At 69.1% G+C, this 14,255-nt stretch carries 16 protein-coding genes; 7 read left to right on the forward strand and 9 right to left on the reverse strand.

Features of this window, described 5'->3' with window-relative positions; all coding sequences use genetic code 11:
* Window positions 1-25: 25 nt before the first annotated feature.
* The 4 genes from D0901_RS03555 to D0901_RS03570 are packed head-to-tail and all read right to left on the reverse strand — an operon-like array spanning window position 26 to window position 3,611.
* Entirely contained in the window at window positions 26-841 is an 816-nt protein-coding gene (locus D0901_RS03555) for an ABC transporter ATP-binding protein (protein ID WP_129138920.1), read from the reverse strand.
* Window positions 842-883: 42 nt separating this feature from the next.
* A complete protein-coding gene (locus D0901_RS03560; RefSeq protein WP_129138921.1) occupies window positions 884-1,414 on the reverse strand; it encodes a chromate transporter in 531 nt (176 codons plus the stop codon).
* Window positions 1,411-1,974 (reverse strand): chromate transporter, encoded by a 564-nt coding sequence (locus tag D0901_RS03565; RefSeq protein WP_129138922.1) that lies wholly within the window; start codon window positions 1,972-1,974, stop codon window positions 1,411-1,413. Before D0901_RS03565 ends, D0901_RS03560 begins: the two co-directional genes overlap by 4 nt.
* A gap of 2 nt (window positions 1,975-1,976) precedes the next feature.
* Window positions 1,977-3,611, reverse strand: coding sequence for a gamma-glutamyltransferase family protein (locus D0901_RS03570; RefSeq protein ID WP_129138923.1), 1,635 nt, complete (start codon window positions 3,609-3,611; stop codon window positions 1,977-1,979).
* Window positions 3,612-3,751: 140 nt separating this feature from the next.
* Here D0901_RS03570 and D0901_RS03575 point away from each other — a divergent pair, with 140 nt between their 5' ends.
* A complete protein-coding gene (locus D0901_RS03575) occupies window positions 3,752-4,405 on the forward strand; it encodes a GntR family transcriptional regulator (RefSeq protein ID WP_129138924.1) in 654 nt (217 codons plus the stop codon).
* 32 nt (window positions 4,406-4,437) lie between these two features.
* On the forward strand, window positions 4,438-4,812 hold the full coding sequence (locus D0901_RS03580) for a VOC family protein (protein ID WP_129138925.1): 375 nt from the start codon (window positions 4,438-4,440) through the stop codon (window positions 4,810-4,812).
* Between the two features lie 12 nt (window positions 4,813-4,824).
* Here the strand turns inward: D0901_RS03580 and D0901_RS03585 are convergent, their stop codons facing one another.
* The 4 genes from D0901_RS03585 to D0901_RS03600 all read right to left on the reverse strand — a co-directional run bounded on the left by D0901_RS03585 (window position 4,825) and on the right by D0901_RS03600 (window position 8,051).
* Window positions 4,825-6,111, reverse strand: a complete 1,287-nt coding sequence (locus tag D0901_RS03585) for a DEAD/DEAH box helicase (RefSeq protein ID WP_129138926.1) — start codon at window positions 6,109-6,111, stop codon at window positions 4,825-4,827.
* 89 nt (window positions 6,112-6,200) lie between these two features.
* A complete protein-coding gene (locus tag D0901_RS03590) occupies window positions 6,201-6,824 on the reverse strand; it encodes an FMN-binding negative transcriptional regulator (RefSeq protein WP_129138927.1) in 624 nt (207 codons plus the stop codon).
* A 4-nt stretch (window positions 6,825-6,828) separates the two neighbouring features.
* Window positions 6,829-7,581 carry a GNAT family N-acetyltransferase gene (locus tag D0901_RS03595; RefSeq protein ID WP_129138928.1) on the reverse strand — a complete coding sequence of 251 codons (753 nt, stop codon included), beginning with the start codon at window positions 7,579-7,581 and terminating at the stop codon, window positions 6,829-6,831.
* Window positions 7,578-8,051, reverse strand: a complete 474-nt coding sequence (locus D0901_RS03600; protein ID WP_129138929.1) for a GNAT family N-acetyltransferase — start codon at window positions 8,049-8,051, stop codon at window positions 7,578-7,580. The genes D0901_RS03595 and D0901_RS03600 overlap by 4 nt, the downstream gene beginning before the upstream one ends.
* Window positions 8,052-8,192: 141 nt before the next feature.
* On the opposite strand from D0901_RS03600, the gene pdxR reads away from it, so the two are divergent.
* Window positions 8,193-9,668, forward strand: coding sequence for a MocR-like pyridoxine biosynthesis transcription factor PdxR (pdxR, locus tag D0901_RS03605; protein ID WP_129139187.1), 1,476 nt, complete (start codon window positions 8,193-8,195; stop codon window positions 9,666-9,668).
* Between the two features lie 22 nt (window positions 9,669-9,690).
* Here pdxR and D0901_RS03610 read toward each other — a convergent pair whose 3' ends face one another.
* Window positions 9,691-11,130, reverse strand: coding sequence for an FAD-binding oxidoreductase (locus D0901_RS03610; RefSeq protein ID WP_129138930.1), 1,440 nt, complete (start codon window positions 11,128-11,130; stop codon window positions 9,691-9,693).
* Between the two features lie 247 nt (window positions 11,131-11,377).
* Between D0901_RS03610 and D0901_RS03615 the strand changes: the two genes are divergently transcribed.
* The 4 genes from D0901_RS03615 (at window position 11,378) to D0901_RS03630 (ending at window position 14,185) form a co-directional block, all read left to right on the forward strand.
* Window positions 11,378-12,433: an AraC family transcriptional regulator gene (locus tag D0901_RS03615; protein ID WP_129138931.1), complete on the forward strand. Its 1,056-nt coding sequence runs from the start codon at window positions 11,378-11,380 to the stop codon at window positions 12,431-12,433.
* Window positions 12,434-12,539: 106 nt separating this feature from the next.
* Window positions 12,540-13,253 carry a ZIP family metal transporter gene (locus D0901_RS03620; protein WP_129138932.1) on the forward strand — a complete coding sequence of 238 codons (714 nt, stop codon included), beginning with the start codon at window positions 12,540-12,542 and terminating at the stop codon, window positions 13,251-13,253.
* A gap of 107 nt (window positions 13,254-13,360) precedes the next feature.
* Window positions 13,361-13,630, forward strand: coding sequence for a PepSY domain-containing protein (locus D0901_RS03625; protein WP_129138933.1), 270 nt, complete (start codon window positions 13,361-13,363; stop codon window positions 13,628-13,630).
* Between the two features lie 3 nt (window positions 13,631-13,633).
* Window positions 13,634-14,185 carry a cytochrome b/b6 domain-containing protein gene (locus D0901_RS03630; protein WP_129138934.1) on the forward strand — a complete coding sequence of 184 codons (552 nt, stop codon included), beginning with the start codon at window positions 13,634-13,636 and terminating at the stop codon, window positions 14,183-14,185.
* The last annotated feature ends 70 nt before the right edge of the window (window positions 14,186-14,255 follow it).

Raw genomic sequence — 14,255 nt, forward strand, 5'->3', positions numbered from 1 at the left:
ATCATGAGACGTGTCTCCGGTGGGCTCAGAACTTGGGCGCCAGGAACTGCTTGAGACGCTCCGAACGCGGATTGCCCAGCACCTCGGCGGGGGGCCCGGCTTCCTCGACGCGCCCCTGGTGCAGGTAGATGACCTGGCTCGAGACGTCGCGGGCGAAGGCCATCTCGTGGGTCACCACGATCATCGTGCGGCCCTCGTCGGCCAGATCGCGCATGACCTTGAGCACGTCGCCGACCAGCTCCGGGTCGAGCGCCGAGGTGGGCTCGTCGAACAGCATCACCTCCGGCTCCATGGCCAGGGCTCGGGCGATCGCCCCGCGCTGCTGCTGGCCGCCGGAGAGCTGGGCGGGGTAGTAGTCGGCGCGCTCGGCCAGGCCGACCCGCTCGAGCAGGTCGCGGGCATGCGCGAGGGCCTCCTTCTTGGGCTTGCCGAGGACGTGGACGGGGGCCTCGATGACGTTCTCGATCAACGTCATGTGGGCCCACAGGTTGAAGCCCTGGAAGACCATCGCCAGCTTGGCGCGGATGCGCTCGACCTGTTTCCAGTCGGCGGGCTCGCGACCGTGGCGGGTCTCCTTGAAGCGGATCGCCTCGCCGTGGACGATCAGCTCGCCCTCGTTGGGCATCTCGAGCAGGTTCATGCAGCGCAGGAAGGTGCTCTTGCCGGAGCCGGAGGCCCCGATGAGGGAGATCACGTCGCCCTGGTGGGCCTCGAGGGACAGGCCCTTGAGGACCTCGTTGTCGCCGAAGCGCTTCTTGAGGTTGCGCACGTCGAGCGGCAGGGTCGCGGTCGACGGCGCTCGGGTATCGCGGGGGGGGTCGATGAGTCTGGAAGAGGTCATGAGACGTCTCTCTTGTTCTTGTCTTGTCGGTTCAGGAATCGGTCAGCCGAGGAGCAGCGCTCCGTAGCCAAGCCCGAAACACACGACGAACGCCGGGTGGACCCGGGTCGCCAGCAGAAGGATCCCGGCCACGCCGCCGATGATCGCGGTGTGCAGCACGCCGGCCGTTTCCAGCCCCTCGGCGAGGAAGCGCCAGGTCAGAAACGCCATCAGCACCATCACCACCGGGCGTACCCACTGACTCATCGACTTGACCTTGATCGAGTCGCGATAGCGGTAGAGGGTCCCCAGTGCCACCAGCATCAGCAGCAGCGAGGGCGCCACGGTGGCGAAGAGCGCGACCAGCGCGCCAGCGACGCCGGCGACGTCGTAGCCGATGTAGCCGGCCATCTTGGTGGCGATGGGGCTGGGCAGGGCATTGCCCAGGGCCAGGGTCTCGGCGAAGGTCTGGGCGCTCATCCAGCCGTAACGGCCCACGACCTCGTTCTCGATCAACGGGATGATCGCCGGGCCGCCGCCGTAGCCGACGATGTTGGGAACGAAGAAGGCGACGAAGAGCTGCCAGTAGATCATGAGCCGGTCTCCTTGGCCGGGGCATGCCGCTCGGGCCGCAACAGGGCGGCGACGAGCAGGGCGCCGATCACCAGCCCGGGGTGGACGCCCAGGCCGTAGATCAGCCCACCCGCGACGGCGCCCATGATCACGGTGAGCAGCCAGCCGAGGCCGGCCCGGGCCTTGTTGAAGAAGTCCAGCGTCAGCTTGGCCATCATCACCATCACCACCGGCACCACGCCTTGCCCCATGCCCTGAACCCAGCGCTGGTCGCCGTGCCGGGCGTAGAGTCCGAGCAGCGCGATCATGGCCACCACGACCGGGGCGATCACGGCGATCACCGCGTTGACGGCGCCCAGGGCGCCACCGACCCGGTAGCCGATGTAGCCGGCCATCTTGGTGGCGATGGGGCCCGGCAGGGTATTGCCGATCGCCAGCACATCGGCGAAGGCGTCGTCGTCCAGCCAGGCGTGGCGCTTGACCACTTCCTGATGCACCAGCGGAATCATCGACGGGCCGCCGCCGAAGCCGAACAGGCCCACGCGCAGGAAGGCGAGGAACAGTTGTCGTTGCGAGGCCATGCTCACCACACCGCGATGCTGGCATCGGTGCGCGGTTCGGTGCCGCCGCAGTAGATGCCGGTGTCGGGATCGCGGATGATCACCTGGCCGCGACCGAATTCGCGGTTGTCGTGTTCGACACGCATGTCGTGACCGCGCTCGGCCATGTCGCGCACCAGGTGGGCCGGGAAATGGTGCTCGACGCCGATGCGCTTGCCGCCCATCCACTGCCAGCGCGGCGCGTCGAGGGCCGCCTGCGGGTTGAGGCCGAAGTCGACCAGATTGGTCACCACCTGGACGTGGCCCTGGGGCTGCATGAACCCGCCCATCACCCCGAACGGGCCCAGCGGCATGCCGTCGGCCCGAGTCAGGAAGCCCGGGATGATGGTATGGAAGGTCTTCTTGCCCGGTGCCAGCACGTTGTCATGGGTAGGGTCGAGGCTGAAGTTGTGCCCGCGATTCTGCAGGGCGATCCCGGTACCCGGCACCACCACGCCGGAGCCGAAGCCGTGATAGTTGCTCTGGATGAACGACACCATGTTGCCGTCATCGTCGGCGGTGGCCAGATAGACGGTGCCGCCGGCCTGCGGCTGGCCGGGGCTGGGATCCAGCGCCCGTTCGCCGATCAGTGCGCGCCGCTCGCGAGTGTAGGCGTCGCTCAGCAGGGCGGCGACGTCGTGGGTCATGTGATCGGGCTGGGTGATATGGGTCTGGCCATCGACGAAGGCCAGCTTCATGGCCTCGAGCTGACGATGCAGCGTTCCCGGGTCGTCGCGCCCGACCGGCTCGAAGCCTTCCAGGATGCGCAGGGCCATCAGGGCCACCAGCCCTTGCCCGTTGGGGGGGATCTCCCAGACATCCACGCCCCGGTAGCGGGCGGCGATGGGCGCGACCCATTCCGGCGCGTAGCCGGCCAGGTCGGTGGCGCGCAGATAACCGCCGGTGTCCCGTGAAAAGGCGTCGATGCGCTCGGCCAGTTCCCCGCGATAGAAGCTCTCGGCGCGGGTCTCGGCGATCGCTTCCAGGGTCCGCGCCTGATCCTCGCAGCGGTACCACTGCCCCGGTGCGGGCACCCGACCGTCGGGCAGGAAGGTCTCGAACCAGGGGGCGAGTTCGGGAAGGTCCTGGTAGCGGCGCAACTGGGCCTCTTCGAGCTGCCACAGGCCGGCGATGATCGGCGATACGGGGAAGCCGTCGCGGGCCAGGCGGATCGCCGGTTGCAGCAGGGTGGCGAAATCCAGCTTGCCGAAGCGGCGGGACAGTTCGGCCCAGGCGGCGGGGGTCCCCGGTACCGTGACCGGCGTCCAGCCGCACAGCGGCATTTCGGCATGGCCGGCCGCCGTCACCGCCTCGCGGGTCAGTGCCTGGGGTGCCGTGCCACTGGCGTTGAGGCCGTGAAGCTTGCCCTTGCCGCGGTCGTCGTCGGCGATCCAGACCAGCGCAAAGGCATCGCCGCCGATACCGCAGCCGGTCGGCTCGACCACCGTCAATGCCGCGGCGGTGGCGATGGCGGCATCCACGGCGTTGCCGCCCTGGGCGAGGATGTCACGGCCGATCTGGCTGGCCTGGGGCTGGGAGGCGGCGACCATGCCGTGGCGGGCGTAGGTGACACTGCGCTGCGAAGGGTAGGGCGTGGCGGGGGAAAAGGGCGTCAGCATGCCGTCTCCAATCGATTGTTGTGGTATAAATCGTTATTGGTGAATAAAATCGATTTTCTGGGAATGACTATGACCCGTGACTGGGATAACGTCAACAGCCACGCTTTGCCTCATCACAACCGATCAACGGGAGGGGCCCCATGACCACCTCGCCCACCGCCGGCGTCACGGCGTCCAGCCAGGTCTTCGAGGCGCTCAAGCAGGATCTGATCCGGGGTCGCTTCGTGGCCGGCGAAAAGCTGGCCATCAGCGCGCTGAAGACGCATTACGGGGTCGGCCTGAGCCCCCTGCGCGAAGCGCTCAATCGCCTGGCGGCCTATGGATTGCTCGAACAGGTCAATCAGCGCGGCTTCCGGGTACCGGCCATGCATGGGGAGGAACTCGACGACATCGCCAGGCTGCGCCGGCAGCTGGAGTGCATGGCCCTGACCCAGGCGTTCCAGAACGGCGATTCCGAGTGGGAGTCGCAGTTGCTGGCGGCACACCATCGCCTGAAGCGTGCCGATGAGCAGCCACAGCGCGTCGAGGAGTGGGAGCAGGCGCACCTGCGTTTCCATCGCGCGCTGCTCGCCGCCTGCGGTTCGGCCTGGCTGCTGCGTTTCGTCGAACAACTGCACGATCAGTTCGATCGCTACCGGCGCATGGCCCCGGACAATCCGGGGGTGCGTGCCAGGCTGGACCGACAGCACGGCGAGCTGGTGGACCTGGCGTTGGCGCGCGACACGCATGACGCGCGGGCGTTGCTCGACGAGCATATTCGCCTGTCCTACGAGGTGGCGCGCGACGGCCTATAGTAGAGACGAGCCCCGCCGCGGAGACCCCCGCCATGCACAAGAGTCGACTGGCCTGTCTGGTGATCGATAGCCGGACCGAGGCCCTGATGGAAGCCGCCTATTTCTGGGGGCAGGCCCTAGGTTACGAGATCGCCGAGACCGACGGGCGTTACGTGTGTCTGCAAACGCCGGCCGACCAGCCGCAGGTGCTGCTGCAGCGGGTCGATCATCCCAGTCGCGTGCATCTGGACATCGAGACCGACGATATCGACGCCGAGGTGGCGAGAATGGAGGGGCTCGGCGCCCGGGTCGTCGAGCGCCTGGCCGAATGGGTGGTGATGCAGGCGCCGAGCGGTCAGCGCTTCTGCATCGTCGAACCGCAGCGCGCGGACTTCGCCGACGCCGACAACGTCAACGTGTGGCGCTGACGAGACGCCGGTTCACTCCCCGGAGGGCGAGCTGCGCCGACGACCGCGTCCGCCCCGGCGGCGGCGCGGCTTGGCACTGGCCCCGTCTTCCTTGCGCTCGCCGGTCGGGCGACGACGCGGTTCACCGCCGTTGCCACGCCGCTCGGGCGCGGGGGAACTCACCGCCTGACCGGGTTCGAAGCCGGCGATCGGCGTGCGCTTCAGGGTCTGCTTGATCAGGCGCTCGATGCCGGCGAGTTCCTTGGATTCCTCATGGCACACCAGCGAGACGGCCTGGCCGCTGGCACCGGCCCGGCCGGTGCGGCCGATGCGGTGGACGTAGTCCTCGGCGACATTGGGCAGTTCGAAGTTGACCACCTGCGGCAACTGGTCGATGTCCAGTCCGCGCGCCGCGATGTCGGTGGCCACCAGCACGCGGATCTCGCCGGACTTGAAGCCGCCCAGCGCCTTGGTGCGGGCGTTCTGGCTCTTGTTGCCGTGAATCGCCGCGGCCTCGATGCCTTCGCCTTCCAGATAGCGGGTGAGCTTGTTGGCGCCGTGCTTGGTGCGGGTGAAGACCAGCACCTGGTGCCACTCGTGCTCGTGGATCAGGTGACTGAGCAGCGCGGGCTTGCGCGGCTTGTCCACCGGACAGACCCACTGGGCCACCGTGGTCGCGGCGGTGTTGCGCGGGGTGACCGAGACTTCCAGGGGATCCTCGACCAGGCCCTTGGCAAGCCGGCGGATCTCGTCGGAGAAGGTCGCCGAGAACATCAGGGTCTGACGCTTGGCCGGCAGCACCTTGAGAATCCGGCGGATATCGTGGATGAAGCCCATGTCGAGCATGCGATCGGCCTCGTCGAGGATCAGCACCTCGAGCGAGTCGAAGGAGACCGCCTTCTGGCCGTGCAGGTCGAGCAGCCGACCGGGGGTGGCGACCAGCACGTCGACACCGCGCTTGAGGGCGGCGATCTGCGGATTGATCTTGACGCCACCGAAGACCACCGTGCTGGTCATCGGCAGGTGCTTGCCGTAGGTGGCCACGCTCTCGCCGACCTGGGCGGCCAGTTCGCGGGTCGGCGCGAGCACCAGGGCGCGCACCTGGCCGGGACGCGGGCGCGGGCCCTCCTTGAGCCGCTCGAGCAGCGGCAGGGTGAAGCCGGCGGTCTTGCCGGTGCCGGTCTGGGCGGCGGCCATCACGTCGCGCCCTTCGAGGACGGCGGGGATCGCCTGGGACTGGATCGGCGAAGGGGTGTCGTAGCCTTGTTCGGCCACGGCTTTCAGAAGTGGGGCGGACAGCCCCAGGGAAGCAAAGCTCATGGAATCTCTCGGTAGCTGCAGGATGGGGCCGTCGCGAACGCGCCGGCGGGGCAGCGGGCCTGCAGCTTAACGGATAAGTCGTGCCACGGCTAGCGAGGGAGAGCGCCGCTCAGTATGTCGACCTCGTCGGCGGAGCAGCGTGCGTCGTCCCGCAGCCCTCGGCGCACCGCCTCGCGGGTCGCCGGGGGCTTGTTCTGGCTGGCCTTGTGCTTGCCCACCAGGCGCTCGACGCTGAGTTCCACGCCGACGATCGCCCGGCACAGGCCGTCGAGGTAATCCGCCGGCGCCTCGGCGAGCGACCAGGGCCTCTCGCGCCCCTGCTCGAAACGTCTCGTCAGGGCATCGACGCACTGCATGAGCCAGTCGCGATCCTCGATGAAACGCAGCCGACCGTGGGCGTGAACGACGAGATAGTTCCAGGTCGGTACCACCCGCCCATGGGCGCGCTTTTCGGGATACCACCCGGGGGAGACGTAGGCCTGCGGGCCGTGGAAGATCGCCAGGGCATCGCGCTCGCCGCCCTGCCACAGCGGGTTGGCCCGGGCGATATGGCCATAGAGCACGTCGCCCGTCGTCGCCTGGCGCAACAGTGGCAGGTGCTCGGCGCTGGGGCCAGCGTCGCCGACGCTGATCAGGCTGGCAAAGGGATGGCTATCGATCGTCGCGTGCAGGGCGCTCGCGTCGTCGAGGGCGAAAGGGCGAGGGCGGTACATGGCGTCACGGTCTCCGGTCGGTCGCTGAAGCAGCGGTGATGAAGGTCGCCAGGGACCGGCGCTGGCGACCCTCGGCGTCGAAGTTGTCGCAAGCGAGCCATTTCCTGAAGGCGCGCTCGATGGTCGGCCACTCGCCGTCGAGCAGCGCGTACCAGGCGGTATCGCGATTGTGCCCCTGGACCACGCGGTGCTGACGGAACACGCCTTCGAAACCCAAGCCCAGCCGCTCGGCGGCGCGGCGCGAGGGCGCGTTCAGGGCATCGCATTTCCACTCCAGGCGCCGGTAGCCCAGCGCGAAGGCCTCGCGCATCAGCAGGTAGAAGGCCTCGCTGGCGAGCGTGGTGCGTGACAGTCGCGACGAGAAACTCACATGACCGATCTCGATCGAGCCGTGCTCGGGAACGATGTTGAGCCAAGCCAGCGTGCCCAGTGCCTCGCCGGTGGCGATGTCGACGACGGCCAGGAAGCGCGGGTCGCGCTGGGTACTCTGGTGCTCGAGCCAGTCGTGGCAGCCGGCCTCGTCGGCGAAGGGGCGGCCGCCGAGGTAGGTCCAGCGCGCGGCGCCGTCGGTGTCGCCCGGACGGTCGGGATCCGCGCGGGACCAGGCGCGCCACAGCGCCGGGGCATGACGTGCGGCGTCGAGCGGCTCGACGCGCGCGGTGCGGCCGTGCAGCACGGTGTCTCCGGGTACGCAGGGCGGTCGCCACTCCGCCACGATGGGGCCCACCGGCTGGCCGAAGGCGTTGGTCGCGGTCACTGCGCGGCCTCCCCGGCGCGCGGCGCGAGTGCCAGCCGATAGCCGAAGAAGTCGTCGTTGCGCTGCCAGCCCAGGGACTCGTAGAGCGCCTGGGCGGCGTGATTGTCGACCTGGGTGCTGAGCGTCAATTGCGGAACGCCGTGGTCGCCGGCGAGTGCGGCCGCGGCCTGCATCAGTGCCCGCCCCACGCCCTGGCCGCGCGCCTCGGGGGCGACGAACAGGTCGTTGAGCAGCCAGCGCGGGGCCAGCCCCACCGTCGACAGCAGCGGATAGAGCTGAACGAAGCCGACGAGCCGTCCGGCCGCACTCTCGGCGACGCGTAGATGGGCGTCGCCGAGGCCCAGGCGTTGTATCAGGAAGTCGCGCGCGGCGTCGATGTCGCCGGGCTGGCCGTAGAAGCGGCGGTAGCCATCGAGCAACTGGCTCAACGGGGCGAGATCGTCGATCGTGGCAGGGCGGATGGTGGGCATGAGAATGAACTCCGTGACGGGGGACTCGCTCGATTGTGCAAGCGAAGTGGTGTCAAACTAAGAGCCAGTTCATGGCGATTTGGGGGAACCAGTTTGGCGCACGAACGGGAGCGGGACGCCTGGGTCATCGAGTCACTGGCGATGCAACTGAGCGACAAGACGGCCGGCACCCTGGCCCGCCGGCTGTACGACGCCTTGCGCGAACGGATCCAGGCCGGGGAGCTCGGTCCGGGCACGCGTCTGCCCTCGTCGCGACGGTTGGCCCGGGAACTGGGGCTGGGGCGCAACACGGTCCTCGATGCCCTCGAGCGGCTGGTGGCGGAGGGCTTCGCCGAGGCCCGGCAGGGGGCCGGGCTGTTCGTTGCCGCTCTCGACCTGACCCCGGTCACCTCGCCGCCCGGCGAGGCGCGTGTCGAGCTGCCGCCGCTGTCGCGGCGGGGCCGCGAGCTGCTGGAACGCTGCGGCGACATGCGCGGCAGCCACCGGGCCTTCGCACCGGGGATCCCGGCGCTGGATCGTTTCCCGCATGCCCTCTGGGCGCGGTTGTTGCGGCGTCATCAACGTCACGTCCCGACGGCCTGGCTGGGTTATCAGACCCAGGGCGGGCTGCCGGCGCTCAAGGCCGCCCTGGCCGATTATCTGCAGCTTTCCCGCTCGGTGCGCTGTCGCCCGGAACAGATCCTGATCACCCAGGGCGCGCAGCAGGGCTTCGAGCTGATCGCCCGGCTGCTGACCGATCCGAATGACCCGGTGTGGATCGAGGAGCCGGGCTACGGTGGCGCCCAGGCCTGTTTCGCCGCGGCGGGGCTCGAGCGGATTCCAGTGCCGGTGGACGACCAGGGGATCGATCCCGCCGCCGCGCCCGCCTCGCCGTCGCCGCGGCTGATCTACACCACGCCCTCGCATCAGTATCCCGCCGGCGCAACGCTGACCCTGGCGCGCCGGCTGGCGCTGCTGGCGGCCGCCGAGCGCCACGGCGCTTGGCTCGTCGAGGACGACTACGACAGCGAGTTCCGCTACACCACGCCGCCGGTGGCATCGCTGCAGGGGCTGGCCACGCAGGCGCCGGTGATCTACGTCGGCACCTTCAGCAAGGTGCTCTATCCCGGACTGCGACTGGGCTATCTGGTGCTCCCCGAGGCGCTGGTCGACGACTTCCGGCGGGCCAATGCCCGGCTGCATCGCGAGGGCGGGTATGCCGTCCAGGCGGCGCTGGCGGATTTCATCGCCGAGGGGCATTTCGCGCGCCACGTGGCGCGCATGCGCCACTGCTACCGGCAGCGCCAGGTCTGTCTGCGCGAGGCCCTGGCGCCGGCTCTCGCCGAAGGGCTCGAACTCACCCGGGGCCAGGCGGGCATGCATCTGGTGGCGTGGCTGGACGATCACGCCCAGGAGCGCGATCTCGTCGCGCGCGGCGAGGCGGCCGGCGTGACGCTGGCGCCGTTGTCGCGCTTCTATCTCGGCGAGGCGTCACGCCCGGGGCTGGTGCTGGGCTATGCCGGCGCCGACGAGGCCGAGATCGCCCGCGCCGGGGCCTGGCTGTGCCAAGCCTGGCGCGAGACGCGGTCGCCGAGACTGCCGCAACGTTCCGGGCAAGCCGACCCCACGGGGGAATGAACTCCCACGGGGTCGGGGCGGGTCATGCCGTCTTGGCGAGCGCCAGCGGCGGAATGTTCTGGTTGATTCGGAACAGGTTGTCGGGGTCGTAGATCTGCTTGATCTGCTGCAACCGCGTGAAGTTCCTCCCGTAGATGCCGGCGGTGCGCTGGCCTTCGTCCTCGGTCATGAAGTTGATGTAGCCGCCGCCGGTGGCGAAGGGTTCGGTGGCCTTGAAGACCCGTCGTGCCCAGTCGCGGACCCGGTCGTCGTCGGCGGTTTCTCGCCAGCGGCCGTGGGCGTTCATGATGAAGTTGGCATTGCGACCGACATAGGCCGTGTCCCCCTCGGCGATATCCGCGGCGGCCCCGCCCAGCTGGGCGACGAACACTTCGCACTCGGGGCCGGGCAGTTCGCCGGTGGCCTCGATCAGGGCTTCGATCAGGCCGTCGCTGATTCGGGCGAAGTTCTGGGTCTTCCAGTAGTTGCGCGCGCCCGGGGTAAGCAGCGGATCGAAGGCGGCCTGGAAGGCGCTGAACGGCTGGACGCCGAGATGGCTGCCGAGCACTTCGCCGAAGGCCAGGACCCGCTGGGCGAGGCGTTCGCCCTCGGTGGGGTCGCCGGCATGCAGCAGCGCGAAGATCACTACCGGCTGGCCGTGGCTCGCTTCGGGCAGGAATGGCAGCGGCGGCGCCTGACGCAGCACCGACCAGACGCTCAGCTCGCGCGGGGCCTCGGCACAGAAGTCGCGCCATGCCGTGAGTACCTGTCGGGCCTGATCGAAGGGGTAGGCCACCAGACCCGCGTAGACCGATGGCCCCACCGGATGCAGCCGGAATTCGAAGGAGGTGACCACGCCGAAGTTGCCGCCGCCGCCGCGGATCGCCCAGAACAGGTCGGGCTCACGATCGACGGAAACCGTATGCAGCGCGCCGTCGGCGGTCACCACGTCGGCGGAGAGCAGGTTGTCGGCGGTCAAGCCGTACTGGCGTGTCAGCCAGCCGAAACCGCCGCCCAGCGTCAGGCCGGCGATACCGGTGGTGGAATTGATGCCGGTGGGCAGGGCCAGTCCGAAGGCCTGGGTCTCGTGATCGACGTCACCGAGCAGGGCGCCGGGTGCGACGCGCGCCGTGCGGCTGTCGGCGTCGACGCGTACCTCGCGCATCGCCGAAAGGTCGATCATCAGGCCGCCGTCGGCGACGGCGTTGCCGGCGATGTGGTGGCCGCCGCCGCGCACGCTGACCGGCATGCGTTGCTGGCGGGCGAAATCGACGGCATGACGGACGTCCCGGCTGCCCAGACAGCGGGCGATCAGCACGGGGTGGCGGTCGGGCATGGCGTTCCAGATGCGGCGCGCCTGTTCGTAGGCGGCATCGTCGAGACCGATGACGCCGCCGCGCACGCCCGCGGCGAGGGTGTCCAGCGCCTCGGCGGAGAGTGCGGCGCCGTTGCCGTCAAGGGTGCGATAGGTGAGAGATGTCATGGCAGACTCCTGGGCCCGGAGGGCGTATCGAAGCCGCCGCGAGGGCGGCTGTAATGGACGTCGCTGGCAGTATGCGCAAGCCGTGTCGCCATCACCCGGCCCAGGCTCCTGATGGTTTGACCGGGAATCCGGTATGCGGCGATGGCGGTCCGGGGCGGCGCGCGACATACTTGTCGAGGCGAGGAGGGCGTGGCGCTCTGACGCCACGGGACGGGCGAGAGAGCCGTCGTGGCCATCGGGGGGCCCCATGAGTCGGGACACGCTGTCAGCGGTGTTGCGCCACGTGCGTCTTCGCGGCGCGCTCTTCTACCACGTCGAAGGCACGCAGCGCTGGGTCAGCGAGGCGCCCTCGGCGTCGGCTATCGCCGGAATGATCATGCCCGGCGTCGAGCATGTCATGGCCTACCACGTGGTGACCCACGGTGGCTGCTGGGCCACGTTGGTCGGGGCTCCGGCGGTCGCCCTCAACACGGGGGACGTAGTGCTCTTTCCGCGCGGCGATGCACACGTTATGTCCAGTGAGCCGGGGCTGCGCGGCACGCTGGACCTGCGGCCCTATGCCATGCCGCATCCCGAGCAGTTGCCCTTCTTCGCCAGTCGCCAGGGCGAGTCGCTGACCATGGCGCGGCTCGATCGCGACGCCGGTCGGCACGGTGCCACCCTGGTGTGCGGCTTCCTGGGCTGTGACGCCCATCCCTTCAATCCGCTGCTGGCTAGCCTGCCGGCATTGCTGCACGTCCCCGCCGGAAGCGGCAGCCACGACGACTGGATCGCGCACTTCATCCGCTTCGCCCTCGACGAGTCGCTGCGCAAGCGCCCCGGTGGCGAGGCGCTGCTCGAGCGGCTCAGCGAGACCATGTTCGTCGAGGTGGTGCGGCGGTATCTGGAAAGCCTTCCCGCCGGGCAGGCCAACTGGCTGGCGGGGCTGCAGGATCGTCACGTCGGGCGGGCGCTGGGGCTGCTCCATGAATGTCCCGCCGAGCCGTGGACGATCGATCGCCTGGCTGCTCGCACCGGCTTGTCGCGCTCGGCACTGCACGAGCGCTTCCACCGCTTCACCGGCCATGCGCCGATGCATTATCTGGCCAAGTGGCGGATGCAAGTCGCCGCCGGTCTGTTGCGTCAGTCGAGTGCCTCCATCGCCTCGATCGCGCTCGAGGTCGGCTACGAGTCGGAGGCGGCCTTCAGTCGTGCCTTTCGCCGCGAGACCCGGCTGCCGCCGGCGACCTGGCGACGCCATCAGAGCCGCCTGGCGCTGCGCGACGATGCCGAACGCCGCGAGAGCGTATCGGCGCTGGAGTGAGGGCGGCCACCACGACGGGCATCGAGCGCTCCCGTAAAGTCGTGTAAGTTGGCCGGGGGCCGGCGACGCCGGTCGACTCGATCAGCCTGCAGGGAGCAAGGAACGCGTGACCGATGCCGTGGAAGTCATCGTGGGTATCGCCTGGTTGTCGGGGCTCGGTGCCTTCGTCGGCGGGCTGTTCGCCTGGCACGAGGGCAGCGCCGACACCGAGACCAAGCGGGAGATCATTCACGGCGTGATCGCCTTCGGCGGCGGCACCCTGGTCGCGGCGGTGGCCTTCGCCCTGATGCCGGTGGGCATGGCGGTTCTGCCGCCCTGGGGGCTGGCGCTGGCCTTCTGCCTGGGGGGCGGCCTGTTCTGTGCGCTGGATGCCTGGCTCGAACGGCGCGGCGGCAGCTTTGCGCAGTTCATGGCGATGCTGATGGACTTTCTGCCCGAGGCGGTCTCGCTGGGGGCGGTCTTCAGTCACGACCGGCGGCTGGGCATCCTGCTGGCCGGCTTTATCGGCATCCAGAACCTGCCCGAGGGATTCAATGCCTTTCGCGAGATGCGCCAGTCCGGACTCGCCAGGCGTCGCATCCTCGTCGTGCTGTTCGGGGTCAGCCTCCTGGGGCCGGTCGCCGCCTGGCTGGGGCATGCCTTCCTGCAGACCCGCCCGGCGCTCACCGCCTCGCTGATGGCCTTCGCCGCCGGCGGTATCCTCTATCTGATCTTTCAGGACATCGCGCCGCAGTCGCGCATGCGCAACCACTGGACGCCACCGCTGGGCGCGGTACTGGGCTTTCTGGTCGGCATGCTGGGTAATGTGCTGATTCTTTGATCGCGGCGGTTCTTTCCCTTACTGCTTAAGTTCTTCTTCAGCTTGGCGCTCTAGCGTGGTCGTGTCACCGCGGGTGACGGGACCATCGAAATCACGAGGAGAAGACCATGAGAGCCAAGTTGACGAGCGTCGTTGCGGCGATATTGCTGGGAGTGGCCGGCACCGCGCTGGCCGGGGAACGCTGCGATGTTCCCCAGGATCAGTGGCAGCCCCAGGCCGCGCTGGAGAAGAAACTCACGGCCATGGGCTGGGAGATCAAGCGGATCAAGCACGAGGAAGGCTGCTACGAGGTCTACGCGCTCGATGCCGAGGGTCAACGGCGCGAGGTCTATTTCGACCCCGCGACCCTCGAGTCGGTGGGCGGCGAGGACGACTGAGCCATGGCCGCCGAAACGTCTTCCACGGTGCGTGTCTGGGACCTGTGGACGCGGCTGTTCCACTGGAGCCTGGCGGTGTGCTTTGCCACCGCCTGGTTGACCTCGGGCACCTGGCAGAGCGTCCACGAGTGGTCCGGCTACGCGGTGGCGGCGCTGGTCGCCTGGCGGGTGCTGTGGGGCCTGGTGGGGCCCCGTCAGGTGCGTTTCAGCGGCTTCGTGCGTTCACCCGCGACGGCCCTGAAGCATCTGGCGTCGATGCGCCATGGCCGGGAGCCCCGCTACCTGGGGCACAACCCGGCGGGCGCCTGGATGATCGTCGCGCTGTTGGCGGGGCTGGGTCTGCAGACCTTCAGCGGCTGGCTGTCGACCACCGATGCCTTCTGGGGCGTGGGTTGGCTCCAGGAGGCTCACGGCTTCCTGGGGAACCTGCTGCTGGCACTGGTCGGGTTGCACGTCGCCGGGGTCGTGGCCTCGAGCTGGCTGCAGCGCGAGAACCTGGCACGGGCGATGATCACCGGTCACAAGCGCGCCCCCGGCCCGGACGACATCGTCTGAGCAATGGCGCCGGCCAGAGGGCCCTGGATGAACCCCGGAGGGACCGGCTCCCGCCGGGGTTTCTTGCGCC

The organism is Modicisalibacter coralii (assembly GCF_004117855.1).
GTDB classification, from domain to species: domain Bacteria; phylum Pseudomonadota; class Gammaproteobacteria; order Pseudomonadales; family Halomonadaceae; genus Modicisalibacter; species Modicisalibacter coralii.